Raw genomic sequence first — 26,125 nt, forward strand, 5'->3', positions numbered from 1 at the left:
GTTCTTACTATTCACGATCCAAGCTGCCTGTCACCGCTGTATGGTACTAATTAGTGAGCAGGAAAAGTGGCTCTGACCTAGATTGTTCTTCAGGTAATGGCGGCTAAAATAAGGCAATCTCCTTGGAAACTCTTATCATGAGCGTTTGTTCATCGAGCCTTCTTTTAATAGACTATTTTCACCTGTATTGTTACTTTCGGAAAAATTCCAAGAGCCGGATTTCCCCCCGCATACTAAGGGTATACACTCTGATCGGGGGTTGCAGCTCTTTTTTTCATTTTAACTAGGTTTATTCTGGTGAATTTAGATTATTTTTTTTCAGAAATTATTAAATAGCCACAAGTTACGAAAAGAGCCTTCAAACAAAAAATTTTTCATTACAAAACGCCCAGATTTCTCTGGGCGCTGCCTGTGATGTTTCCCGTGTAACAAGATTAATCGCCATCAATCTCCATTATGAGACGACTTCACGATTTCTTGTCAATGAAATTTGGCGATTATTGAGGAAGGAAGAAGGAGAAAGTCGTACCTTGGTCCAGTTTGCTGTGCACACTGATTTGGCCGTTGTGTGCCTCAATGATATTCCTTGCAATTGCCAATCCGAGACCTGTCCCCGACTTACCGCGGGTTCTTGCTTTATCTGCCTTGTAGAAACGCTCGAAAACAAAAGGCAGATCCTCTTCAGGAATTCCCGACCCTGAGTCACTGACTTCAACAAGGACCCCGCTATTCACAGGTTTGTAATTCACGAAGACGCGGCCTGTCTCAGGGGTATGTCTCAGTGCATTATCAACCAGATTCGTGAGGACCTGTTCAATTCGGTCAGGGTCTAAATAAATCAGCTGTTCACTCTCATTGGATCTCTTTCCAATAAAGCTTAACTCAATATTCTTTTCCTTCGCTATTCCCTGAAATTTATTTGTCACCCGTTCAAGGAACCCCGATACATCTGTTTCTTCATAATTCAGGGTAATGTGTCCTGCTTCCATCCGGGCCAAATCAAGCAGGTCATTCACAAGCCTGCCCATTCTGAGGGATTCATCATAGATGATTTTTGCGATTTCCTTTTTCTCTTCTTCAGAAGCTGCAATATCATCTATTATGGCTTCACTATATCCTTGAAGCATCGCAATAGGTGTGCGAAGCTCGTGTGAAACATTCGCGATGAAATCCTTACGTAATTTATCCAGTCGTCTTTCTTCCGTCATGTCCCTTACGACCGCTACGGCTCCCCGGACATACTCTTCATTATAAAGTGGACTGACAATCACTACATAGGAGCGCCCCTGCAGACTCACTTCCCCCGTCTGTTCATTCTCAAGAAGGATGACCTTCTCCAGAAGTTCCTTAAGGTTCGGCGGGATTGCCTCCTGCTCATTTCCCTCCTGCTCATAGTACCATTGCTGGAGGAAACGTTCAGCCGGCGGGTTTGTGATAAGTATGGTTCCATCTCTATTAAACGTTATGACCCCGTCAGCCATACTGCTTAAGATACTGGACAGCTGTTCTTTTTCCTGGCTGAGGGCATGCATATTGTAATTCAGCTGTTTTCCCATTTGATTGAAGGCTGTTGCCAGCTCACCTATCTCATCGTGTGTCAGGATGGGTACCTTCGTATCAAATCTTCCTCTGGCTACTTCAAAGGCTGCTTCACGCATTTTCCGGAGTGGTGCTGTAATCCTGGTAGACAAAAAGAAGGCGAATATCGTCGTCAGAATGATGGCGATTCCGGCAGCCAGCAAAATGAGTCTGGTTGTCTGCCTGGTGGTTTCTTTGATTTCTTCAAGAGATTGAAAGATCAAAACGGCTCCTGTACCGCCATTTTCCAATTGTACAGGCGCACCGACAGCCACAATATTTTCATATAGGTTAGATACAGACTCCCCATTTAAATGAACTTCTTTGACAAATGGTTTCTGCCTTTCGAAAACAGCCGTGACTTCTTTTTGCTGAAGGATCTCCTGTTGAAGCTCCAAGTGCTCAGCCGTTATATCTTCGGCATAATACAATTGATTCCGGTCTTCAGCAACAATTAAATTATGGGGATCATCGACGATTTCCTTTGAAATCTGCAAACCCATGCTCAGGTCTTGATGATTCTCTAGCACGGATGCAATTTTTTCTGCTGTGTCAGATAAGTCATTCTCTACCTGTTCCAAATGGTAATTCTGAAAGAACTCAAGCTGAAGGATGGTAAGTATAAAGAGAACAAACGCAACTAACAGCAGTATGGTGATCCATAGTTTCCCTACGACACTGCGCCAAAGTCTCATTCATTATTAACCTCGAATTTATAACCTACACCCCAGACCGTGACAATCATCTTCGCAGCCTGCTCTGACACTTTATTTAATTTTTCACGCAGTCTTTTAACGTGTGTATCCACCGTTCTTAAATCACCAAAAAAATCATAATGCCATACTTCTTTGAGGAGATGTTCCCGGTCAAATACTTTATCGGGCGCTTTTGACAAGAAATACAGAAGTTCATATTCCTTCGGAGTCAGATTGACGTCTTTCCCGTCTGCCGTGACTCTATGGGCATCGTTATCAATGGTCAGATGCGGGTAAACGACCATATCCTTTGCCTTGGTGTCTGTATGTATATAGCTTGTTTGGGAAGATCTTCTCAGGAGTGCCTTAACCCTTAGAACCACTTCTCTTGGAGAAAACGGTTTCACGATATAGTCGTCTGTCCCCACTTCAAAGCCCTGCACCCGGTTAGCCTCTTCTCCCTTTGCAGTCAGCATGATGACCGGTGTTGATTTTTTCTGGCGAAGCTCCTTGCATACTTCGATTCCGTCCATTCCAGGCATCATCAAATCAAGCAGAATGCAATCATATTCATTATTCAATGCCAGATCGAGGGCACTTTCCCCATCTTCTGCTTCTTCTATTACGTAGTTCTCTCTTTCCAGGTACATTTTTAAAAGCTTTCTAATGCGTGCTTCGTCATCTACGATTAATACTTTTACATCTTGATCCATCCTTATATCCCCCTTTGAACTATTATGATCTTTTTCAATGGCTCTTTTCGTAAACTTTGTTGCTTTTAATATATTGTTGTTAAGATAAATCACCATAAATATCTTGGTAAGCAAGAAAGAAAAGAGCTACTCACTCCGATTTGAGAGAAAATATCAGTATCCAGGGAAAAATCCGGCTCTTTGGATTTTTCCGAAAGCAACAATTTATACGAAAACAGCCTTTTCAATATACTTCCTATTTTAATAGAAAAAAGCCTCCACTAAAAGCGGAGGGGCATTATTTCAGCATCTTTTTCAGGAAAGCTTGAGGAAACACGCAGTATTCCTGAAAAAAGATGCCTGCAAACGAATCAATTAAGCATAAGAGTGAAGACCTGCGATGATCAGGTTAACAGCCACCAGGTTGAACATAATGATGATGAAACCGATGACTGCAAGCCAGGCAGACTTTTCACCGTGCCATCCTCTTGAAAGACGGAAATGAAGGAAGGCTGCATAAAATAAGAATGTGATAAGAGCCCATACTTCTTTTGGATCCCATCCCCAGAAACGGCTCCATGCAATCTGTGCCCAGATCATGGCAAAAATCAAACCACCCAAGGTGAATACCGGGAACCCGATTAATACGGAACGGTATCCGATTTCATCCATAAGATCAAGGTTGACACTATTAACATACTTCTGAAGCCACAGGCTTAGTTTTTTCTGGCAGCCAAACGAAGAATCCAATAAATGACCGTTCCTGCAATGAAAGACCATAGCACTGTATTTAACTTGAGGGCGTTAACGATTGAAGGCACGTCGACAGCAGGTTCGAATCTGTCCGCAGTCAGAAGCTCACCTTCATGGGGAGCGACAAGTGCAGGCATTTTGAATTCTTCAACCGCTTCCTGTCCCGCTTGGTTAACATACTGAAATTCAGCGTTGTATCCCATCAGGCTGAACGCAGTTGTAGAGACAATGAATCCAACAACCACTACCAACCCATACATAACACTCTCCAGCCAGAATGATTGCTTCTTTTCCTGTGCATGATTCACCTTTTTCAAGAGATAAATCAATCCGGCCACAAAGCTGATAGCCAGAATCGCTTCACCAGCAGCAACTGTAGTAACGTGAATCTTCAGCCAGTCACTTTGCAATGCAGGGATGAGCGGGCTGACCTCTCTTGGAAACATGCTGGCATAAGCAATGACTAAGAGAGCGATCGGCAGTGCAAATAATCCCAGCACGGTCGAATGATATAAAAAGTAAATAATGATGAAAGCCCCCACCAGCATCATCCCGAAGAACGTGGTAAATTCGAACAAGTTACTGACAGGTGCATGGCCGGAAGCAAACCACCTGGTGAAAAAATACCCCAGCTGTGCGGCAAAGCCCACAAGTGTAAGCCCCATACCGATCTTGCCCCAGCGGCTTACACCTTTATTTTTATTATTCTTATCGCGAATGGAACCGCCAAAAAAGAGCGTGGCAATTAAGTAAAGAATAAAAGATATATATAACAGATTACTACTCCATTGTGCTAAATCCATATCAGGTAATCCTCCTTTTGCAAGCAGCGGCTGATTTTTCATCAGCCGCTTTAGTTTTCCAAATCAATTCATGCCTTTTCTTTTCCATCAATCTCCTGCTGGTCATATGGTTCTTCAACCTCTGTACCTTCAAGGACAAAACTGATTTCCTTTTTCAGTCCATGCCAGTTTTTATTGGTATGACCGGCAACAATCAAACCTTTGTCCGATTTACGGACCCAGATTCTTCTGTGATTCCAATATGCTCCCTGAACTACTCCTATCATGAAAATAGCCCCGCCAATTCCAATCACCCAAAGAGTCAGGTCCTTTCTGACTGTCAATGCAGAAACATCCCTGGTATCCAGACCTGCAAAATTCATTTTATAAGTGTTATCACCCAATGGCTCAAGGTTTTGCTGGATACCGACAAAGCTGATTTCTCCATCAGGCTTTTCAGGTGAGAACATTTTGAAAAGGAATGCAGGATTGTTCGGCAGCGGTGACTTCGTCTGCGGTTCACCCTTATCATCAAAGCCGTCAAAATCCGGGTAATATCCCATCAATTCTACCTTTCTGCCATCTTCCAATTCATACATTTCCTGAGGGTCGAAAAGGTCCACTGTAAATTTACCAAACTCTTCTTCCGTAGCCTTGTTAGAAAGTGTGAATGACATCGCCTTAAACTCATCTAATTGGTAACTAGTCTGGTATACTGCATACGAACCGAACTTCAAAGGCTGGTTGACCTGAATTGCTTTCTCTTTTTCCTCTTGCATTTCAGCTTTTTCACCTGGAATATCGGACTTCTCCGCACGATAAAGCACAGCGTCTGTCTGATAATTTTTAGCTACTTCACCTGCATTCTCCAAAGCTTCGCCAAAAACCTCTTTATCTTTGACTTTATCATACATTTCCAATGTGAAGTTCTTGTTCTCCAGGTAATATTCCTTATCGGTTCCCGGAATCGCCTTCGTTTCCCCTTCTCTTATCCAAAGCACTTCATCCACATACATGCCAGGAACAAAACGGAGCATGGCGCCTATCAGGAAGATGATCAGGCCTATATGGTTAACATATGGGCCCCACCGTGAAAATCTGCCCTTTTCCGCCAGAAGGCTGCCATTTTCTTCACGCACATTATATCTCTTTTCTTCCATGCTTTTTTTTATCTGCTGTAAAGTCTGCTCGGAATCTGCCATTTCTGTTTCGCTGAACAGCCTTTGTCTTTTAAGGAACCCTTCATGCCTGGATACTTTTTGCTTTTTCAATGCTCTATAGAGAGGGATGACCCTGTCCAAGCTGCATATCACTAAAGAGATTCCTATAGAAGCTATCATCAGCAGGAACCACCAGGAGCCATAAAGATTATGGAACCCGAGGATATAGTAGACTTCACCGAACCAGCCGTATACCTCGCCATAGTATTCTTCAGCAGGCATCGTATTAGGAATGTACATTTCCTGCGGCAGGATTGTTCCCACGGCAGAAGCAATCAGAGTAATTAAAATAAGCCAGATTCCTACTTTTACAGATGAAAAGAAGTTCCAAATTTTATCAATGATTGATTTGTTATATGTTTGTGAACGACGCGCACTGCCCTCATATCTCATATCATGGAGCTTGTCTTTTTTCGCATCCTCTGTCAAAGCCCTTCCACAGGATTCACAAAGGATCGTTCCATGAGGATTGACATGCCCGCATTCACATTTGATTTCCTTCATGCTAAAACTCCTTAATCTACAGGCCGGCACTTTCCCTGCTGGCATGAACCGGCCTCCTGTTAATTAGGTTTGATGCTTTCCATATGCTGCTCGATGTCCGCTTCAGTCATTTCCCCTGTAACAATTCTCTCAATCTTTCCATCTTCATCCACTAAAAGTGTTGTAGGCAATGGCTTTATGCCATAAATGTTTTGGACATCTTTCTCAGAATCTACTACAACAGGAAATGTAAGGTCGTGTTCTTCAATGAACTTATTGACTTGAAAATCTGATTCGCCGACATTCACAGCCAGTATTTGTACACCTTCATCTTTAAATGCCTGATATTGATTTTCCATATACGGCATTTCTTTTTCACAAGGTTTACACCAGGTTCCCCAGAAGTTAAGGAATACTCCTTGGCCCTTATAATCGGATAACCGGTGAGTATTGCCTTCCATATCCTGAAGCACAAAATCAGGTGCCTGGTCTCCCGCTTTGAGGACACCTCTGTCTTCCTTAGTGAAGTTGGCATATAAGGTATATATGACTGCTGCAGCGAGCACAACCAAGATGATTGTCCGGATAAGCAAGCGGCGCTTTTTTTTATCCATCTCTTTACTGCCTCCTTGCATTTTACAGTTTTTGCGTGCAAACGAAAGGGGACAATGTGATTGTCCCTTTTGTCTGTGTTTATATATTCCCATCTATTATAGCATTGTTATTTTTCCTTCAGGAGCCTGTTTTTGAAGGAAGTGTGACACTTTTAAGAATACGAACTCTTTTAATTACCAGTCTCGGCCAATGCTCTTAGCTGTTTTACTTCATGAGGAGTAAGTTCTCTAGAGTCGCCCGCATTCAGTCCATGAAGATCAAGGAAAGCAAATCTTTCACGCTTCAGCTTTTGAACCTGGTGGCCAATTGCTTCGAACATCCTTTTTACCTGTCTGTTCCGTCCTTCATGAATGGTGATTTCCACAATGGCCTTATCTTGTTTTTCTCTATGCTCAAGATTTTCACCTTTGCGGGAGCTGTTTTTCCATCTTCAAGCGTGATTCCTTTCTCAAGTTCTTTCAGTTTGAATTTCGGCGGTATGCCTTTCAGTCTCGCTACATACGTTTTGTCGATATTATAGCTTGGATGCGTCAGCAGATTCGCGAACTCCCCGTCATTTGTGAGCAAAATAAGACCGGAAGTATCATAATCCAGCCTCCCGACAGGATAAATCCTTTCCTGGATGTGAGGAAAGAAGTCCGTGACCACTTTGCGGTCCTTGTCGTCTGTTACAGCCGAAATTACCCCTCTTGGTTTATAAAGAAGATAGTAAACCTTATTTTCTCTTTCAATCTGTATCCCGTTGACTTCAATTTTGTCAGAACCCGATACCTTCGTTCCTAATTCTCTTTCCGTCTTGCCGTTTACTTTCACTTTTCCTTCAAGAATCATTTCTTCTGCTTTTCTTCTTGATGCCACACCTGCGTGCGCAATCACTTTTTGCAAACGTTCCATTCTAATTCACCTCTTATTAAGTACGTGTTTCATTTCCATTGATCTATTTCAGATTTTCTATAATTAAAAGTCCTTCTATACAAATCAATACTTTGAAATTCATTCACATGAATGAATTATCACATATTAGCAAGGAAATGCAAAGGGATTGTCCTTTATTAGTATTGGTAACATAAGGTCTTTTTAAAAGGGATCCTGCATATAACGAATTCGGTTTTGAAATATACTCTTTTGATTAACAACCAAAACATATTGTTAAAAATGGTCAGCGGCTGATGTCTATGAGGATTTATTGATTTCCACTACAGGTGCATGACTCCGCGGGGCGTGCGGTGAGCCTCCTCGGCTTCGCCTGTGGGGTCTCACCTGTCACGCTAGTCCCGCAGGAGGTCACGCACCTTCCGTTCCAATCAAATCATTGCTAGTTTTTTAATAGTTACTACTCTCATTACGTTAATATAAGGAATTAAAGTCTATAGGAAGTTGCCCCAAAAATTTTGAAGAACTATAAGGATTGTCAGGGCTGGTTTGGGTACATTTTGAATTGCATATTGAACAGATTAACCGGTCTCTTTTGCAAGATTCTGTCGGAAAACAATGCCAATTAAGAAACAATTTATTGTCGCTTTATCAAATACTTATTTAAAGCTAACTGACATTAAGTATAGAAGTTCCTAAAAACAATGAGGGGTTGAACGAAGAATTTTTGACAGCAATGACATAAACCAAAAGCACAATTAAAAGAAGACAAACCCCGCAAATGCCCATGCGGGGTTTGTCTATCCATCTTATTTTGGTAAAAAGGAAGTAACTGAATCTCCTTTTTAAAAATGACCCTTAAAACATTCTGTAAACCTTCATGCTGAACTCACGAGAACATAAGGGTCACAATGACTATCGCGGCTATTATGCCGATCAGGTCTGCGAGCAGGCCTACTTTTAGGGCGTCTCCCATTTTTTTGATGCCCACCGCTCCGAAATAAACGGTTAAGACGTAGAAGGTAGTATCGGTGCTTCCCTGGAGAACGGAAGCCAGCCTCCCTATAAAGGAATCCGGACCATGGGTTGCCAGCAAATCACTTACCATCCCCAACGCAGCTGTGCCTGAAATCGGCCTGATTATTGCCAGTGGTACAATATCGGCTGGTATTCCAATTGCATAAAGAACAGGTTCTATTAGAGAAACAAAGTATTCCAGTGCCCCGGAAGCTCTGAATATAGTGATGGCCACGAGCATCCCGATCAGAAACGGAATGATCGAAACCGCAATTTTGATACCCTCTTTTCCGCCGTCAACAAAACTCTCATATGTGGGCACTTTTTTGTAGGTTCCATATAAAAGAATGACTCCAATCAGCATTGGAATCAGCCATAATGAAATCGTTGAGATAATCTCCATATCACTTCACTCCATTGCGGATTCTTCTGTGATAAAAATAACGGTCAATCATAATTGCTCCTATTGTCGAGAGAAAGGTTGCCACGAGAGTCGGACCGACGATTTCGGTAGGTGAGACCGAACCATAATTCATTCTGATGGCAATCACTGTGGTGGGGATGATCGTCAAACTCGATGTATTAATAGCGAGAAATGTGATCATGGAACGGCTGGCATAGTCCCTTCCCCCATTCAATTCTTTCAGCTGCTCCATCGCCTTAATGCCAAGAGGAGTTGCCGCATTGCCAAGCCCGAACATGTTGGCCATCATATTGGAAAGTATGTAGCCCATAGCAGGATGGTCGGCGGGCACTTCTGGAAACAGCCTTTTGACAATCGGCCGGAACAGAAAGGAAAGTTTATCCAGCAATCCCGAATCCTGAGCGATACGCATGATTCCAAGCCAGAACACCAAAATGCTCACAAGGCCGATACATAATGTGACCGCTTCGTTAGCGGATTGAAAGATGGCTTCGTTTACCTCTTTCATTTTACCGTTCACAGCTGCAAAGATAAGGCCAATGATGGTCATTCCAACCCAAATATAATTAACCATCCGCTTTTACTCCGAGAAATGAAATGAAAGACTGCTTCCAAAACATCCACCAGCTTTTTTTCTCTTCTGCTTCTTCATCTTTTTTGAAAAATACAGGTACTCGTTCTGTCTCCTTCTCGTCCATATAAACCACTGCTCGGCCGACAACCTCAGGAACATTACCGTCTTTCCAGGAGTCTTCAGGCTTGAGGAACTTATATTCAACCCTGATAGAATCCTCTTCTTCCTTTTTGATTGCCAGGAGCACATCTCTTTTTATAAAGACCTTATCTTTATAAAATTCATCCTTGATATCTGGAATTTTCCCTTGTGGAAGAGCAATGACAGTCTCAAAGTTCTTAAACCCATATTCAAACATCTGAATATGGTCATTCCAGTCATCCGGCCCGTTGAGCGTTACAGCAATCAAGTTTTGCTCGTTCTTGGTCGCAGTTGTAACCAATGTCCTTTTGGCTCTTTTCGTATAGCCGGTTTTGCCGCCGGTACAATACTTATATTTTTCCGTAAGCAGCCGGTTCTTGTTCCGCCATTTCCTGTCCCAGTCATTTTCAGGATCGGGGGATGTGTGCACCTTGGTACCCGAGACCTCTCTATATGTGTCATTTTGCATAGCGTACCTCGTCAAAATAGCCATATCATAGGCGGTGGAATAGTGGTTTTCATGATCATCCAATCCATGAGGGTTCTCAAAATGAGAATTTACCATCCCGATTTCTTCCGCTTTCTTGTTCATCAGGTAAACAAAACCATCGAGGCTTCCCCCTACATGCTCAGCAATCGCGACAGCCGAATCATTGCCTGACCGAAGCATTAGGCCGTACACCAAATCCTCCAGCTTAATTTTCTCCCCCGGCTTTAGATAGATCGACGAACCTTCCGCTTTTACAGCATTGCTGCTCACAGTTGCCTTCTCGTCCAGCTTTCCTGATTCTATCGCAAGAATAGCTGTCATGATTTTAGTGATACTGGCAATCCGGCTCTGGGTATGTGCGTCCTTCTCATACAATACCCTTCCCGTGTCCTGATCTATGACAATCGCCCTCTGCGCACTGACAGAAGGTGCCGCCTCAGCCGTTGCATTAAAAGAAGAAAAAATGATGAACATGATGATTACCGTATAAATACCGGCTCTCAGCCTTCTCTCCTTCATAGACATCTACTCCTTTTCCTTGTCCAAAGGTGTTTGTACAAGTCTATGCAGAGCGGTATGAATTATGATTCCAGAAAACCAATTTCATTTTTCCTTCAATTCACCTTGCTAAGATCTTTTTTGGATGGTCCTGAATAGACGTCTTTTTTAAACACTGTTTTAAAAAATACTCGATTTCCTCTCAAGGCGTATGGCTTTGCGGGATGGACGGTGACATATCTTCGACAAGTTTAATTCACTCATGTATCCACCTGCCTTCGTTGGATACATGTCTGCAGCAAAAACCACCGGCTCATGCAGCCACCCTGCTTCGCTGGATACATGTCTCACACAAAAACTCCCCGCTCATGTAGCCACCCGCCTCCGTTGGATACATGTCTCACACAAAAACACCACGCTCATGTAGCCAACCGCCTCCAATGGATACATGTCTCACACAAATACACCACGCTCATGTAGCCAACCTTCTACGATGGATACATGTCTCACACAAATACACCATGCTCATGCAGCCACCCGCCTCCGATGGTTACATGTCTCACACAAATACACCACGCTCATGTATCCACCCGCCTCCGATGGATACATGTCTCCTACAAATACTCTACGCTCATGCAGCCACCCGCCTCCGTTGGATACATGTCTCCTACAAAACCACTCCTCTTATGTAGCCACCTGCCCTCGATGGATACATGTCTCCTACAAAAACTACCCGCTTATGTACCCACCTGCCTCCAATGGATACATGTCTCCAACAAAAACACTCCTCTTATGTATCCACCCGCCTGCGATGGGTAAAAGTCATGATCAAGTGTAACCTGCCAGGAAAATCACCAAGATAACATAAAGGCTGGACTCAATGGTATTTACCGAAAAAATTACCGGAGAAACAAAAAACTGCAGGAAGTGATAGTCTCACTTCCTGCAGTAAATCAGCCCCTGGCCTGTGTAATCTTAGTCCTGAAATCTGTTTCGTAATATTCAAGTTCTTCCCTGACTTGCTGGAAATCGCTTTCGGCTGCCGCCATCAAGCTCACGATACTTTGAGGCAGATCCTGGCGAAACATGATCGAATTTTTGCCTGTATAAGCTGACCGGCTGTCTTCGTACCATAAATCGTAGCGGGGAGAAAAGAACTCTTCTATACACTGATGGTAAACTTTATAGAGTGTTTTTTCAGCAGCTCCCTTGATGAAAGGCTCGTTTTGCAATACGACTGAACAGGAATCCAGCCCTTCCTCACAATAAACAAGCAGTCTTCTCATATTGGAGAGAACACCTTCATAATAAGCTCTATCACCATTCTTCTCCTGAAGCAGTCCATCAATGGTGATATTATTCAGGTAACCTTCCAGCTCCATTACTGTTTTTTCAAGGAATGTATGTACTTCTTCTACCTGCGACTTGACGATAGGATTGCTCATCTAACCCCTCCATAAGTTTTTTATTTAAGATGAAATAGTATTACTTTCTTCCTTACCATTTGTATGAGACAAAAAACATCCAGTACCTTTTCACCTGTTATTTTTGAACTTTCTGAAAACGATTATTTAAAGAAAAAGCTGACCGGGGAGATTGAAAGCCGCCTCCTTTGATCAGCTTGTTATAATTTTACCATAAAGTCAGGACTGTGAATCCAATGTTTCCTGAAACTTTTCAAAAAACAAATCGGCATCCTCCGACATGAATTCTTCGTCAATATTTTCCGGGAGTGGAGGAAGTTCACTGATATCCTTCAAACCGAAGTAATCCAGGAATTCTTTTGTTGTTCCATACAATATAGCTCTCCCTGTTCCTTCAGCCCTGCCGACCGCTTTCACCAGCCCTTTGGACGCCAGTGTACTCAACGGCCTCTCGGTTTTGACTCCTCGAATTTCTTCTATGTCGACCCTGGTAATCGGCTGTTTATAAGCAACGATAGCCAGTGTCTCAAGAGCCGCCTGTGAAAGGGAGTTGACATTAGGTGATTCAACCAGCTTCTTCAAGTATGGGGCGTGCTCCTTTTTCGTCACAAGCTGGTAAGTACCCGCTAATTCTATGAGCTGTATGCCTCTGCTTACGTCTTTATTGTATACGTCGAAAAGCCCTTCTATAATCTCTAAAGCCTGATGCTCCTCAATTTCTAAGACTGCACAGACTTGTTTGAGGGATAATCCTTCATCTCCAGCAGCGAATAACAGGCTTTCCAGTATTCCATTCCAATTAATGATTTCCAACCAGTTCTGCCTCCTCTGCTGACTGCACAGTAAAATCGTCAAAGTTTTGTTCCTGCCTGACGATGATCTGCTTTCTTTTCATAAGTTCCAATACTGCCAGGAATGTAACGACGATATGTTCACGGTCTTCGTCAGGGAATAATGAGAAGAAGTCTTTTTTCTTTTTGGACCCTTTAATATGGATGAGTATTTCATCCATCCTTTTTTCAATGGGTATTTCCTGTCTTGTTATCCTTGTGGTTACAGGCTTTTGCAGTTTCTTTCTGCGCAGCAGTTTATTAAAGGCACCCAGCATATCATAAATCGTCACATCGTGATCCAGTTGTCCGGATGCCTTCTCTTCAGCATACTCAGATAAATCACTTGGCGGCTTGGTGTACATCCGGCCTCTTTCTTCTTCACGGCTTTTCAATTCTACAGCCGCTTCCTTATAACGCTTGTATTCAATCAGACGGTCAACCAATTCGTCCCGTGGATCTTCTTCTATTTCAAAATCCTCATCATCCGCCGATTCTTCATGTTTGGGCAGAAGCATCTTGCTTTTAATGGCAAGAAGCGTAGCAGCCATCACCAGGTATTCGCTCGCCACATCAAGTTCAAGGTTTTTCATAGTATGTATGTACAACAAGTACTGCTCAGTAATTTGAGCCATCGGAATATCATAAATATCGACTTCCAACGAGTGAATTAAATGCAGCAGCAGGTCTAAGGGACCTTCAAAGGCATCAATCTTCACATTGTATTCCATAATATCACCAATTCCATTTTTATACGCATTTTCAGACTACCTATTAGTATAGTAGATTATAGAGCATTCTCCAATAGTAAATTTAGGATTGGGATTTTTCAGCGCCAGGCGGAATATGGTAAACTAATCGAGAAAAGGAGGAAAATCGCCTATGAATTATCCCGCCGATTATCTCGATTTCCTCATTCATTTTCATTGTGATCGGGATTATTTTGAATGCCATGAAGTGCTCGAGGAATATTGGAAGGAAACTGATCCAGGCAACAGGGAATCTATTTGGGTTGGTCTCATTCAGACCGCAGTCGCCTTTTACCATTACCGCAGAGAGAACAGAAGCGGAGCAGCGAGGATTCTTCGGAAAGGTATCAATATCTTGAAGCAGCACCCCAGTTCATTGAAGGGGCTGGGAATCGAAATTGATAGACTCTTTCCACTGCTCGAAGAAACTCTGAAAAATATCGAATCCGGAAAAAAATATCAGAGTATCGACCTTCCTCTCAATAAGGAATTGGAACAGGTATGCGAACAGGCTTGCCTCAGAATCGGAAATTCACCGGTTATCCCGCCTTCTATCATTCACCGGCATTCCCTCCGAGACCGTTCCGACGTAATACGGATGAGGGAAGAAGCACTATTTAATAAACAGAAGCAAAAAGACTGACAAATTCATGTCAGTCTTTTTGTACTATTTAAGGCGGAGGGTAAAATCTCCGCTATCAGATTTCATCTTTTTTGTCTAAATGGCACTTTTCAAAGAATGCGGCAGTATGTTCATTCGGCTTCAACACTTTGTTGGAATAAATTTCACTTAAGGTTCTAAGCATTGCTTTCCCTATACCTTCATGGCGATGTGAAGGATTGACTGAAATATGTCTTACTTCAATGGCTTCTTCCCCGATAACGACACCGATCAAGCCGACAATATCTTCGTCTTTCCAAAGAAATAACTGCATGTCATCTTCCTGCTCATAATTCAGCATCGTCTGCTGCAGCTTTTTCAAATCCTTTTCCTGCGGCATAAAGGACAGCAACCCCATCGCAATTTTTTCAAAAGCTTTTTTGTAACGTATAAGCATAAAAGACCCCTCGTTATAATTTGCGCATGTTCTGCACAATGTTTTTTATTCTTTCCGTGTATCCATATTAACCGTTTATTATCTTACTAAAATTAAGGAAAATATTCAACTTTATTCGCATGTAAGCGGTAAATCAAAACCGCTGTCCTCCCTCAACTCGCGAAGAACATCCAATAGAGAACGCCCCAACCAAGGGAAATAATTAAAAGAATGATGAATAACATTATATTTTTCTTTCTCATATTTGTGCAACTCCTTCGTCTTATCTTGAAAAAATCCACGACAGGTTTTTTCCTGTTCAAGCGGTAAATAGTAAAAGTTTCACAGGCTTTGTTCTTCTAAATCGAAACCGGCATAAAAGATTTTAAAAGAAGAGGCCTTGTCTCTTTAGAAATTTGAGAGCAGCATGAAAGAATCTTTTATGAACAGCTTTTTGCTGTCTAATAATTTGTTAATTTCCTATTCTAACTATCATTTTTTACGGACGGCTGTTTTGTAAACTTTTCTGCTATGTAATATGAATTTCCAAATCCACAATTCACTGGAAGGTAGTTGAAAATATTCTCCAATCATATAAAAACCGCTTCTCAACTAGTGCAAAAAAGAGGCCAACACAACTTCGTGTCCGCCTCCACTATAAATTATTATTCCTTTAGGGACAAGTCCAGTTTGACTAAATCCTCAAAGCTTTCTCTTCTGACAACAAGTTTTGCTTCACCATTTTCTACGAAAACTACCGGTGGCCTTGGAATCCGGTTATAGTTATTCGCCATGGAATATCCATATGCACCCGTGCAGAATACAGCCAGAATATCTCCCTGTTCAGATTCAGGAAGAGGCAGATCCCATATTAACATATCTCCTGATTCACAGCATTTACCTGCGATAGAGACGGTATCCTGGTTGGGTTGTCCTGCTTTATTCGCAAGGATCGCTTCATATTTGGCTTCGTACAGCGCCGGGCGGATGTTGTCGCTCATTCCGCCATCCACTGCCAGGTATTTTCTGATATTCGGCACTTCTTTGCTGGATCCCACACTATACAAAGTAGTTCCTGCGTCGCCGACCAGAGAACGCCCCGGCTCAATCCAAATTTCCGGCATATCGAGATTGGACTCCCCAGCTTTCTTTCTTACTTCCGTAATGATCTCCTGGACATATTGAGAAGCCGGAATCGGATCATCTTCAGCTGTATATCTGATTCCGAAACCTCCGCCAAGGTTCAGCACTTCAGCGGTATAACCGTGTTCATCTTTCCATTGGGCCAACTTGCCAATGATCTTGCTTGCGGCGAGAACAAAACCGGTTGTCTCAAATATCTGCGAGCCAATATGGCAGTGAAGACCCAGCACATTCAAATAAGGAGATTTTATAGTTCTCAGCAAAGCTTCTTCTGTCTGTCCGTTTTCCAAACCAAAACCAAACTTAGAATCCTCTTGACCTGTGAGAATGTAATCATGGGTATGCGCTTCAATCCCAGGAGTAACCCTGATCAAAATATCGACGCTTTGGTCCATATCCTTACAAACATCTTCAAGAAGCTGAATTTCATAAAAATTATCAACGACTATGCAGCCGATTTCATGCTGCAATGCCATTCTAAGCTCCTCTTCGCTTTTGTTATTGCCATGAAAATGAATGCGCTCAGCTGGGAAACCGGCTTTTACCGCTGTAAACAACTCACCGCCGGATACCACATCCAATGACAGTCCTTCTTCAGCCATCAGCTGGAAGATTGCGACTGAAGAAAAAGCCTTGCTTGCATAAGCTACCTGCGCTTTAATGCCAAGGTCTTCAAATGTGTCTTTAAACCCCCTGGCTCTCTCTCTGATCAACTCTACATCATAAATATACAAAGGTGTTCCATATTCTTTCGCCAATTCTACTGTGTCGACGCCCCCGATTTCCAGGTGGTCGCGGCTGTTGATTTTGGCAGTTCCATTAAAATGCATCCTTCTCATCCCTTTGACTGCTTTATCGCTTTAGTAATTTAAAGTAAATTTATCACAGAAAGCGTTGTGTTGCAATCTTAACGGGATTTAGCCGGCTGTTTGTATTTGTTTCTTGGCTGTACTATGCTTGGTCTGATTTTAGACCCAGGCATTGAACGCCTGATGATAACTTGCATAAAGGCTTTAGGGCTGAATGGAATAAACGGCCACAAGTACGGTGTATTCAATGAGCGGATTCTCACCAGCAGAAGCAGGAATACAGTCGTACCAATGACTAATCCAGGGATGCCGAAGATGGCGACAACAATCAACAAAGCCAGACGCAGAAGCTTGTTGGCAACGCTCAGTTCATAACTTGGTGTGGAAAACGTTCCAATTGCGGCAACAGAGACGTATAGAATGACCTCAGGGACAAACAAGCCAACATCGATGGCAATCTGTCCTATCAATACTGCTGCAATCAACCCCATTGCTGTTGAGAGCGGTGTCGGGGTATGTATGGCTGCGAGCCGCAAGAACTCTATACCCAAATCCGCCATGAGCAGCTGGACAATGACCGGTATATTCGTTTCCTCATTCGGCCCGATAAATGCTAATTCGGGAGGAAGAAGCGACGGGTCAAGTACAAACAAAAACCACAAGGGAAGTAAAAACAAACTAGCCAGCAGTCCGACGAACCTTGCCCATCTTACAAAGGTGCCGACCGCGGGAGACTGTCTATACTCTTCCGCATGCTGTAAGTGGTGAAAATACGTTGTGGGAGTGATAATCACACTTGGAGATGTATCCACAAATATCAGCACATGTCCTTCGAGTAAATGTGTTGCGCCGATATCCGCTCTTTCCGTATATCGAACCAGCGGGAACGGGTTATAACCTTGTTTCACCAGGAATTCTTCTACAGTCTTATCAGCCATGGTCAGTCCGTCTATCTTGATGGCCTTCAATTCCTTTTTTATGACATTGATCAATGATGGATTGGCCACATCTTCAATATAAGCAATGGAAATATCCGTTTTGGACCTTTCCCCTATCCGGAATATTTCAAATCTAAGACGGGGGTCACGTATCCTTCTTCTCGTCAAAGCGGTATTGACGATGATATTTTCAACGTACCCATCACGAGATCCCCGAACCACTTTTTCTGTATCAGGTTCCTGAGGCTGCCTGCCTGGATAGCTCCTGACATCCACAATCAGCGCTTCCTCTTCACCCTCAACAAGAATGGCAATCAGTCCGCTTAATACCTCATCCACCATTTCTTCAACAGTTTTGACAGGCGCAACGGATTGATGGGGAATTCTATTTTGAACAATCTCTGGAAGTTTCGATGAAAGCCGCTCGTGATCATTGACCTCAACGAGATCTTCCACTATCCTCATAATGAACTGTGTATCACACAATCCGTTAATATAGTACAAGTGAACATCTTTATGAAGAATCTTCAGCTTCCTTACACCCAGGTCGAAGCTTTTGTTCAGTCCCGTTGTGTCAATCATCAATTGTTCCAATTTTCCCAGGTTTCCAGGTATCGGCGTCTTTTCTCGTTCCTTATTTGGCATGATATCCGCTCCTTTCAAGTATGATTTCCACTGCTTTTTTAGTAATTGGAGCTCCCCTGGAGAAATCGTCCCTCTTCGCCATTTTCCCGATATCGCCAATTCCGACGACAATCGGCAGCTTTAACTGGTCCAGGCAGTACACTGTATCACCATTGAGTCTCCCTATCTCATTTTCAGGAACACCAAATTTATCAACCCCATAGGGAGTCAATTCTCCAAATTTGTCAACACATACATCCACTCTTGTCCATTCAGCCTGTCTTGTTTTGGAAGCAACCGCAATAGCTCCAAGAATGTTGAATTCACGGCATCCTGCAACATACTTCATGGCTGTCTCACCGCTGCCTTCTCCCAGAAAACCACTGTCATCAAACATGACAAACACCAAATCTCCTTTTGCCTTCTTGATCAGTCCGGCAATTTCACTACCCTTCAAAACAGAGGGATTGCCTTGTGACCTGGAAATGCACCTGGCACCGTATTCCTTGGCCGCTGCCTCGATTGCTCTCTTGGCATATTCATCTCCATCAGTAACGATTATCACATTTTTCTTTTCTGCCATAAGAGCTCTCCTCTCAACCTTTATAAGCGGACAAAATACAACCAGTGAAACAGCGATCCAAGCACTTTACCAAAGACAATGGCCATTAAGAGAGTGATGATGCGGTCATTGATCCCGATTCTTTTCGTGAGTATGGGCAGAACATTCAATACTTCTGTTAATGCCGCGGCCAGCATTCCCACAAAGATACCGCTTAATAACCCAATAGGCATAAGAACAAACGGCGAGAATATCAAGGTAAACTCATTTAAGCTGAAGATACTTCCAATGACTGCTCCACATACTACCGCCCACTCATAAAAATGGATCATTTTCATCGTCTTGGTTAATTGAGTCAATCTGGGAATGATTCCTAGCACCGTCAAAAAAGCCACCAGACCTGAACCCACAGCAAGCCCCCCGGCAAGGCCGACAAAGCACAAGATAATTATGCTAATCGTCATCAAGGTGCTTCATGCTTTCTTTATTTTCATGCATGATGACATATTGATCGAGGTCCTGCTGATAATTAAACATTTCAACTTCAAGAGGGCTGGGTTCTTCATTAATTCTTTTCCGAAATAGATGGTTGAAAAATAATATCATTCCTAAACCGAGGCCAAAGGAATACGGAACTTGAAATAATAAAGGATGAGGGTCTTCCTGGCCTGTCATCATAAGATACAAGCGCTGGTGTACCTCCCGCATACTTACATCCTCATGAAAATTCATGATCGCCATAGCTGCACCAATGAATAACAAAAGCCAGACAGCCGCAAACATCGCCGGTGATACCTTTTTCCTCTTATACACTACTTCCACAATCGTCTGTGAAGGCCCGATCGTTTGCACATCAACATCAGGAAGAGTTGTTTTAATTTGAGAAATGACTCTCATGAGATCGAGGATGATAATATTCTTATCCTCTTTTGTCACCTTATGAAGCACAATCTTCCGAATGGACTGAAGATAATGTTCAGGCGCGATGATCTGGGCAGTATTTTCAAGCAGGATACTGCTTTCAGGTCTAACCTGCAGCCTATGTCTTAGCCGAATATATACTGAACCTTCCATACTGATCACATCCTGGTCAACATTATTTTCCTGCTTGTATAAATAGTATGGATTTTAGACAAATATTTCATGAAGCCAATAATTGCTAACTGGTTTTGAGGCTGGCTGTTATAGTGTTTTGCCGGTTAGTTGAATTTGTTTTTTGGAGGTAACTTCTGTTTTGAATGAAGTGTTAAGCCATGATTTTTTTAAAAGCTTTATCGCAAAGATTATGGCTGTTTTAAAATGAATGGATTTCCGCTGCAGGCGTGCGACTCCGCGGGGCGGGCGTTGAGCCTCCTCGGCTTTCGCCTGCGGGGTCTCACCTGTCCCGCTAGTCCCGCAGGAGCTCGCACGCCTTCCGCTCCAATCCTTCTACGTTAAAGGGAGGAGGATAAAATAACATTTAATAGCAACGATCTTTTAGAAAGGTTGTTTTAACAAATAATGTCGTTTTCGGAAAAACCCCCAAGAACCGAAATTACCCCAGGATACTAATGTCTCTCTCATTAACATCTTTTCTTTTTTGCTTACCAGAATATTTCCAATGAATGATGACGACATCTTACGAAATTCATATCAAAAAGCAACAATGTTTACGAAAATTGCCTTGGTGATACAATCGCGGTACATCGATTCTGCCTTTGGTGAATTCCGTGCTGTCCGGGACGTTATCTGAGGACATCGATTTGCTTTTTCAGGATTCGATGTAGGCTGCGGCGCGGTCTGTGTACATCGATCCTGTTTCAGGTGAATTACGTGCTGTCTGTGTCGTATTCTGGGGACATCGATTTTGCTTTTTGAGGATTCGATGATGGCTGCGAGGGGGTCTGGCCGCATCGATTCTGCTTTTGGGGGATGCCGTGCAGTCTGTGACACATTCTGGGCTCATCGATTCTGCTTTTTGAGGATTCGGTGCTGTCTGTGACGTAATCTGAGGACACCGACTTGGCTATTTGAGGATTCGATGATGCGTGTTGAGCGTATTGGGGACATCAACTCACCACAGCTCCCACTTCCGGTCCAAAGATTGCTGCCACCTTTATGTACCACAAAAAAAGCAAACCGCACTCTCGCGATTTGCTTCTTTCATTCTTATATCAAATTCATTTTATCTTTCATGTTGTGAAGAATTTTTTTCTCAAGCCTTGAGACCTGTACCTGTGAAATGCCAAGCCGGTCTGCGACTTCGGACTGGGTCTGATCCTTGTAGTAGCGGAGATAAACAATCAGCCGTTCCCTTTCGTCCAGTTCCCTGATGGCTTCCTTCAAGGCTATTTTGTCAAACCACTTTTGATCAGAGGTATCGGAGATCTGATCAAGGAGCGTTATCGGGTCACCATCGTTCTCATAGACGGTCTCGTGAATGGAAGATGGCGCTCTGCTGGCTTCCTGCGCCATGACGACTTCCTCAGGCGACAGCTCCAGATGAGCAGCGATTTCATTGATGGTCGGAACCCTTCCAAAGGTTTTTGACAATTCGTCTTTCGTTCTTCGGATGCGGTTTCCCATCTCCTTCAGAGAGCGGCTTACTTTTACTGTGCCGTCATCACGGATGAACCGCTGAATCTCGCCGATAATCATCGGGACCGCATATGTCGAGAACTTCACATCATAAGAAAGATCAAATTTGTCCACCGATTTCAGAAGTCCAATACAGCCTATTTGAAAAAGATCATCCGGTTCATAGCCCCGGTTCAAAAAACGCTGAACAACTGACCAGACAAGCCTCATATTCTTCTGTACAATCGTATCCCTGGCTGACTGGTCACCTTCCTGGCTTTGTTTTATGAGCTCTTTAACTTCCGTGTCTTTTAAAAAGCTCTGCTCTTTGTCCTTCTTAACTTCGACATCCATAAGCACGGCTCCTTAATTGCATAGCGCTTTACTATTGGCTAAATGCTTTTTTAAACGAACGGTTGTGCCTGCTCCAGGCTGCGAATTCACTTCGATTTCATCCATGAAATTTTCCATGATGGTAAAGCCCATTCCTGAGCGTTCAAGCTCCGGCTTGGTTGTAAATAATGGCTGGCGTGCTTCTTCAACATCCTGTATTCCCATACCGTCATCCCTGATTTCCATGTCGATTAAGCCGTCTTCCATCTTCACGGTAATATATACAAAGCAATTGGGGTTATTATCATAACCATGAATAATGGCATTAGTGACAGCCTCGGAAACTACTGTCTTGATTTCCGTTAATTCGTCCATTGTCGGGTCCAGCTGGGCAATAAACGAAGCCACGGTCACACGTGCAAAGGATTCATTTTGGCTCACTGCACTGAATTGGATGTTCATTTCATTCCTCATTTTTATGCAACCCCCAGACTTTGTAATGCGAATTCTTCGGACGGCTCTAAACGAATGATTTTGAATAGACCTGACATTTCAAATAGTCGTTTGACTGCCGGGGAAATTGCACAAACAACCATCTCTCCATGCTTTTGCTTGATTTGTTTATATCTCCCTAAAATCACACCAAGTCCCGAGCTGTCCATAAATCCGAGGGCTTCCAAATTCAGTACGATGTGCTTGATTCCATGCTCTTCAATTAATTCAGAGGCTTGCTGCCTCAACTGTTCTGCCGTGTGATGGTCCAATTCTCCACTCAGGCGTATACAAAGTACATCACTTCTAACTTCCAGACCAATAGTAAGACTCACTATTCACAGGCCTCCTTCTCTGTCGTATAGTGAGTCAATTCTATTTTTGATTGTCTAATTCCTTCAACAAGACAAAACTAGAAGAATTTAGACATTTTATGCTGAATTTTTAAGGCTCTTTTCGTAAACTTTCTTGCTAATTGATACTATTCCAAAAAACAACCCTATTACGAAGATGAAATCTGGCAAAACCGAAGAGAAAAGAGCTGCTCTTCTCCGTTTAGAGTTTAAACTCTTAGTATCCGGGGATATCCTAAAGCAACAATATATGCGAAAATAAGCTTTTTTTTACAAGGAGGCAATCAATTAATTCCCGCTCTTGGTAAACATGCCGAATGCACGCTTATACAACTGCCAGAAGCTGGCCAGCGGAACATCTTCTTTGGCAATCAGCGGCGTTTCAGAAAGGGTTTTTCCATCTTTTTCGATAATCAGCTTGCCAATTGAATCTCCTTTTTGGACAGGAGCCTTCAGTTTATCAAGCTTTACTTTTTCTCGACCCCGTCAAGCTTCTCGCCTTTTTTAGCCAAAAGGGAGATTGGCTCATTGGTCATAGCTTCTACTTCCTTATCTTTTCCTTTTGAAACTTTTGTTTTTCCTATGACTGCCCCTTTTTCAAAGATAGGCTGTGTTTGATATTGGCTGAACGCATAATCGAACATTTTGCTGATTTCTGCGTTTCGGTCTTTCGGACTCGGCTCTCCAAATACAACGGCTATGACTCTCATATTGTCTTTCTTTGCTGTTGCTGTAAGACAATATTTAGCCTCATTTGTAAATCCAGTTTTCAATCCATCGACACCCGGGTAAAAACGAACCAGCTTGTTTGTGTTTACCAGCCAGAATTTTTTATCCGTATCTTCACGCAAATAGGATTCATATGTCCCCGTAAAATTTGTGATTTCCTGATATTTTAGAAGTTCTTTGGCCATCATCGACATATCATGTGCCGAACTGAAGTGGTCACTAGCCGGGAGGCCTGTCGGGTTTTTAAAGTTGGTGTCTTTTAATCCCAGATCCTTCACCTTTGTATTCATCTTTTCCACGAAACCTTCTTCACTGCCCGCTATATGCTCTGCCATTGCAACCGATGCATCGTTGGCTGAACCGATCGATATTCCAAGGAGCATCTCTTTAACTGTCATTTCTTCTCCTGGCTCCAGGAAAATTTGTGAGCCTCCCATTGAGGCGGCATACTCACTTGTCCTGACCTTGTCTTCCCATTTGATCTGTCCCTTATCTATTGCTTCCATAATCAAAATCATCGTCATGACCTTGGTCATGGATGCGGGAGGGAGTTTCTCATGGCTGTTTTTATCGTAAAGAACCGTCCCTGTGTCTCTCTCAATCAAAATAGCAGACTTAGCTCCGGGAGCAATCTCTGTCTTTTTCTCCTCAGCCGCGGCATACGGAGTAAATGTGGATGCAATCATAACTAACATAAGGATGGCCGATAGTATTCGTTTCATTCCTGGTCCTCCATTCAATGTACAAATTTCATAACATGCATAGCCCCATTTTTTCCATTCTTAGCTTTTTTATACAGGCTTTTCCAATGATTTTGTAAAATTAGTGCGGTGGTTTCTCTTATTCAAAACTGTTTTTTTAGAATATTGGTCCCTTCTGATTTCCCATGGATAACTAAGGGTTTCCTCTCTCAGCAGGAAGATTCGTTCATAGATAAAGGATTTCCGGCGGAATTTTTTAAATGTTTACGAATCTTATACAACAAATCCCCCCATTGACTGGTGGTTTGCTCTGCGGCTGGAGGACCTCTCTTGCCAAGCTTGGCCTATAAGCCCTTGAAAAATAAGAGGAGAAATTCCGCTTATATACCCCATCCCATCTGCTATTCGGCAGCTTAACCGGAAAATATCCGCTTATTTCAGATAGAATTATTCATGTACTTGCAGAGTATACCTCCTGCTAGAATGGAATGAAGTGATAGGGAGACCTGTTTAATCCATCATGAGAGGGATTTTTTATCCTCCGTGTTATTTGCTCTCTGCCAGCGGGTTTCAGGACCATAAAAAAAAGGCAGAGGGCCCTGGAGACCTTCTGCCTTAACTCTTCTCTTATTCAGTTTCTTTGATTTCCCCATAAATAAGTACAGGGGATTCCACCTGATTCTCTGTCACTTTGATGCTTTCATATAACTTCGTTTTTACATCTTCAATATCTTCAGTATTGCTATGGATGGTTACAAGAGAATCACCTTTTTGTACCTTGTCACCGATTTTCTTCCTTAGCTCCAATCCAACAGCCAGATCAATTACTGAATCTTTGGTAGCTCTACCCGCACCAAGCCACATAGCGGCTGTTCCTACTGAATCTGCAATAATTTCTGAAACATACCCATCCTGCCTGGCTTCTAATTCGAAAACATGCGCAGCTTTTGGAAGCTTTTCAGGCTGGTCAACGACTGATTCGTCTCCACCCTGCGATTTAAGGAAGAGTTTGAAACTGTTCAATGCTGAGCCGTCTTTCATAGCAGAAACTAATTTTTCACGAGCTTCTTCAAGGGATTCCGCCTTGCCTGCAAGGTAGACCATGTGACTGCCAAGCGTTAAGCATAGCTGAGTCAAGTCCTCAGGTCCTTCTCCATTTAATGTATCGATCGCTTCTTTTACTTCCAGTGCATTTCCGATTGCAAAACCAAGCGGCTGGCTCATATCAGAGATCACTGCCATTGTTTTGCGTCCGACATTGTTTCCGATATTGACCATTGCCTGAGCAAGTTCTTTTGAATCATCGAGCTCTTTCATGAATGCTCCTGCCCCTGTTTTTACATCAAGGACAATTGCGTCAGCTCCTGCTGCAATCTTTTTACTCATGATCGATGAGGCAATCAGAGGAATGCTGTTCACTGTTCCGGTAACATCACGTAAGGAATACAGTTTCTTGTCTGCTGGAGTCAAATTCCCGCTTTGACCGATTACGGCAATTTTGTTTTCATTTACAAGACGAATGAATTCATCGTTATCGATTTCCACATGGAAACCTGGAACGGCTTCTAATTTATCAATGGTCCCGCCTGTGTGGCCAAGACCTCTGCCGCTCATTTTCGCAACCGGTACCCCGACTGCCGCCACAAGAGGCCCGAGGACTAGAGTCGTCGTATCGCCTACACCGCCTGTAGAGTGCTTATCCACTTTGACTCCTTCGATTGCTGACAAGTCAATTTGATCGCCGGATTTAACCATTGCCATTGTAAGGTCAGCCCTCTCTCTTTCAGACATTCCTTGAAAGAAGATTGCCATCGTTAAAGCACTTGCCTGGTAATCGGGAATCGTTCCATCCGTGTATCCATCAACAAAATAATTGATTTCTTCTGCAGTCAGCTCATTGCCGTCCCGCTTCTTTTCAATTACGTCCACCATTCTCATTTCCATTCACCTCATGTACATTGTCATTAATAATATTTTCTTGAATTCCAAAACTGAAATCTTCACTCAATA

Annotated in this window: 23 protein-coding genes and 3 pseudogenes; 1 reads left to right on the forward strand and 25 read right to left on the reverse strand. The window is 42.9% G+C overall.

Annotation, left to right across the window (positions count from 1 at the left end; genetic code table 11):
• Window positions 1–497 precede the first annotated feature (497 nt).
• From B9Z54_RS12390 to B9Z54_RS12445, 13 genes and pseudogenes are all read right to left on the reverse strand, one after another.
• Entirely contained in the window at window positions 498–2,273 is a 1,776-nt protein-coding gene (locus B9Z54_RS12390) for an ATP-binding protein (protein WP_113928695.1), read from the reverse strand.
• Window positions 2,270–2,986 (reverse strand): response regulator transcription factor, encoded by a 717-nt coding sequence (locus B9Z54_RS12395; RefSeq protein WP_113928696.1) that lies wholly within the window; start codon window positions 2,984–2,986, stop codon window positions 2,270–2,272. The genes B9Z54_RS12390 and B9Z54_RS12395 overlap by 4 nt, the downstream gene beginning before the upstream one ends.
• Before the next feature lie 354 nt (window positions 2,987–3,340).
• Window positions 3,341–4,521 (reverse strand): annotated as a pseudogene (gene ccsB, locus B9Z54_RS12400) (c-type cytochrome biogenesis protein CcsB).
• Between the two features lie 68 nt (window positions 4,522–4,589).
• A complete protein-coding gene (gene resB / locus B9Z54_RS12405) occupies window positions 4,590–6,224 on the reverse strand; it encodes a cytochrome c biogenesis protein ResB (protein WP_113928730.1) in 1,635 nt (544 codons plus the stop codon).
• 59 nt (window positions 6,225–6,283) lie between these two features.
• Window positions 6,284–6,817, reverse strand: a complete 534-nt coding sequence (gene resA / locus B9Z54_RS12410; RefSeq protein ID WP_113928697.1) for a thiol-disulfide oxidoreductase ResA — start codon at window positions 6,815–6,817, stop codon at window positions 6,284–6,286.
• Window positions 6,818–6,987: 170 nt separating this feature from the next.
• A pseudogene (locus B9Z54_RS12415) lies at window positions 6,988–7,712 on the reverse strand (pseudouridine synthase).
• An 868-nt stretch (window positions 7,713–8,580) separates the two neighbouring features.
• Window positions 8,581–9,111: a spore maturation protein gene (locus B9Z54_RS12420; RefSeq protein ID WP_113928698.1), complete on the reverse strand. Its 531-nt coding sequence runs from the start codon at window positions 9,109–9,111 to the stop codon at window positions 8,581–8,583.
• Window position 9,112: 1 nt separating this feature from the next.
• On the reverse strand, window positions 9,113–9,706 hold the full coding sequence (locus B9Z54_RS12425; RefSeq protein WP_113928699.1) for a nucleoside recognition domain-containing protein: 594 nt from the start codon (window positions 9,704–9,706) through the stop codon (window positions 9,113–9,115).
• Window positions 9,699–10,856 (reverse strand): D-alanyl-D-alanine carboxypeptidase family protein, encoded by a 1,158-nt coding sequence (locus B9Z54_RS12430; RefSeq protein ID WP_113928700.1) that lies wholly within the window; start codon window positions 10,854–10,856, stop codon window positions 9,699–9,701. Before B9Z54_RS12430 ends, B9Z54_RS12425 begins: the two co-directional genes overlap by 8 nt.
• A 159-nt stretch (window positions 10,857–11,015) precedes the next feature.
• Window positions 11,016–11,186 carry a hypothetical protein gene (locus B9Z54_RS24840; protein ID WP_162785194.1) on the reverse strand — a complete coding sequence of 57 codons (171 nt, stop codon included), beginning with the start codon at window positions 11,184–11,186 and terminating at the stop codon, window positions 11,016–11,018.
• Window positions 11,187–11,788: 602 nt separating this feature from the next.
• The gene (locus B9Z54_RS12435) at window positions 11,789–12,280 is read right to left on the reverse strand and encodes a YpuI family protein (RefSeq protein WP_113928701.1); all 492 of its coding nucleotides are present in this window, start codon (window positions 12,278–12,280) and stop codon (window positions 11,789–11,791) included.
• Between the two features lie 198 nt (window positions 12,281–12,478).
• The gene (scpB, locus tag B9Z54_RS12440) at window positions 12,479–13,072 is read right to left on the reverse strand and encodes an SMC-Scp complex subunit ScpB (protein ID WP_113928702.1); all 594 of its coding nucleotides are present in this window, start codon (window positions 13,070–13,072) and stop codon (window positions 12,479–12,481) included.
• Window positions 13,059–13,820: a segregation/condensation protein A gene (locus B9Z54_RS12445; RefSeq protein WP_113928703.1), complete on the reverse strand. Its 762-nt coding sequence runs from the start codon at window positions 13,818–13,820 to the stop codon at window positions 13,059–13,061. The genes scpB and B9Z54_RS12445 overlap by 14 nt, the downstream gene beginning before the upstream one ends.
• A 151-nt stretch (window positions 13,821–13,971) precedes the next feature.
• On the opposite strand from B9Z54_RS12445, the gene B9Z54_RS12450 reads away from it, so the two are divergent.
• Window positions 13,972–14,481 (forward strand): DUF309 domain-containing protein, encoded by a 510-nt coding sequence (locus tag B9Z54_RS12450; protein ID WP_113928704.1) that lies wholly within the window; start codon window positions 13,972–13,974, stop codon window positions 14,479–14,481.
• 55 nt (window positions 14,482–14,536) lie between these two features.
• On the opposite strand, the gene B9Z54_RS12455 is transcribed toward B9Z54_RS12450, so the two are convergent.
• The 12 genes and pseudogenes from B9Z54_RS12455 to B9Z54_RS12505 all read right to left on the reverse strand — a co-directional run bounded on the left by B9Z54_RS12455 (window position 14,537) and on the right by B9Z54_RS12505 (window position 26,053).
• Complete coding sequence (locus B9Z54_RS12455; protein ID WP_113928705.1) at window positions 14,537–14,896, reverse strand: GNAT family N-acetyltransferase; 360 nt, start codon at window positions 14,894–14,896, stop codon at window positions 14,537–14,539.
• A 644-nt stretch (window positions 14,897–15,540) separates the two neighbouring features.
• Window positions 15,541–16,848 carry a diaminopimelate decarboxylase gene (lysA, locus tag B9Z54_RS12460; RefSeq protein WP_113928706.1) on the reverse strand — a complete coding sequence of 436 codons (1,308 nt, stop codon included), beginning with the start codon at window positions 16,846–16,848 and terminating at the stop codon, window positions 15,541–15,543.
• A 77-nt stretch (window positions 16,849–16,925) separates the two neighbouring features.
• On the reverse strand, window positions 16,926–18,410 hold the full coding sequence (locus B9Z54_RS12465; protein WP_187444286.1) for a spore germination protein: 1,485 nt from the start codon (window positions 18,408–18,410) through the stop codon (window positions 16,926–16,928).
• On the reverse strand, window positions 18,400–18,972 hold the full coding sequence (gene spoVAEA, locus B9Z54_RS12470) for a stage V sporulation protein SpoVABEA (RefSeq protein WP_113928707.1): 573 nt from the start codon (window positions 18,970–18,972) through the stop codon (window positions 18,400–18,402). The genes B9Z54_RS12465 and spoVAEA overlap by 11 nt, the downstream gene beginning before the upstream one ends.
• 20 nt (window positions 18,973–18,992) lie before the next feature.
• Window positions 18,993–19,415: a stage V sporulation protein AB gene (locus tag B9Z54_RS12475; RefSeq protein ID WP_113928708.1), complete on the reverse strand. Its 423-nt coding sequence runs from the start codon at window positions 19,413–19,415 to the stop codon at window positions 18,993–18,995.
• Complete coding sequence (locus B9Z54_RS12480) at window positions 19,405–20,025, reverse strand: stage V sporulation protein AA (RefSeq protein WP_113928709.1); 621 nt, start codon at window positions 20,023–20,025, stop codon at window positions 19,405–19,407. Before B9Z54_RS12480 ends, B9Z54_RS12475 begins: the two co-directional genes overlap by 11 nt.
• Window positions 20,026–20,701: 676 nt before the next feature.
• Window positions 20,702–20,896 (reverse strand): hypothetical protein, encoded by a 195-nt coding sequence (locus B9Z54_RS24845; RefSeq protein WP_148953008.1) that lies wholly within the window; start codon window positions 20,894–20,896, stop codon window positions 20,702–20,704.
• Window positions 20,897–21,099: 203 nt separating this feature from the next.
• Window positions 21,100–21,861: an RNA polymerase sporulation sigma factor SigF gene (sigF, locus tag B9Z54_RS12485; protein WP_113928710.1), complete on the reverse strand. Its 762-nt coding sequence runs from the start codon at window positions 21,859–21,861 to the stop codon at window positions 21,100–21,102.
• A gap of 12 nt (window positions 21,862–21,873) precedes the next feature.
• On the reverse strand, window positions 21,874–22,314 hold the full coding sequence (spoIIAB, locus tag B9Z54_RS12490) for an anti-sigma F factor (RefSeq protein ID WP_113928711.1): 441 nt from the start codon (window positions 22,312–22,314) through the stop codon (window positions 21,874–21,876).
• Window positions 22,315–22,316: 2 nt separating this feature from the next.
• Window positions 22,317–22,667: an anti-sigma F factor antagonist gene (gene spoIIAA, locus B9Z54_RS12495; RefSeq protein ID WP_113928712.1), complete on the reverse strand. Its 351-nt coding sequence runs from the start codon at window positions 22,665–22,667 to the stop codon at window positions 22,317–22,319.
• A gap of 306 nt (window positions 22,668–22,973) precedes the next feature.
• Window positions 22,974–24,136, reverse strand: a pseudogene (locus B9Z54_RS12500) (D-alanyl-D-alanine carboxypeptidase family protein).
• A gap of 606 nt (window positions 24,137–24,742) precedes the next feature.
• Window positions 24,743–26,053: a pyrimidine-nucleoside phosphorylase gene (locus tag B9Z54_RS12505; RefSeq protein WP_113928713.1), complete on the reverse strand. Its 1,311-nt coding sequence runs from the start codon at window positions 26,051–26,053 to the stop codon at window positions 24,743–24,745.
• Window positions 26,054–26,125: the final 72 nt, after the last annotated feature.

The sequence above is a fragment of the Bacillus sp. P14.5 genome (assembly GCF_003316765.1).
In the GTDB taxonomy this organism is placed as follows: domain Bacteria; phylum Bacillota; class Bacilli; order Bacillales; family Bacillaceae_B; genus Rossellomorea.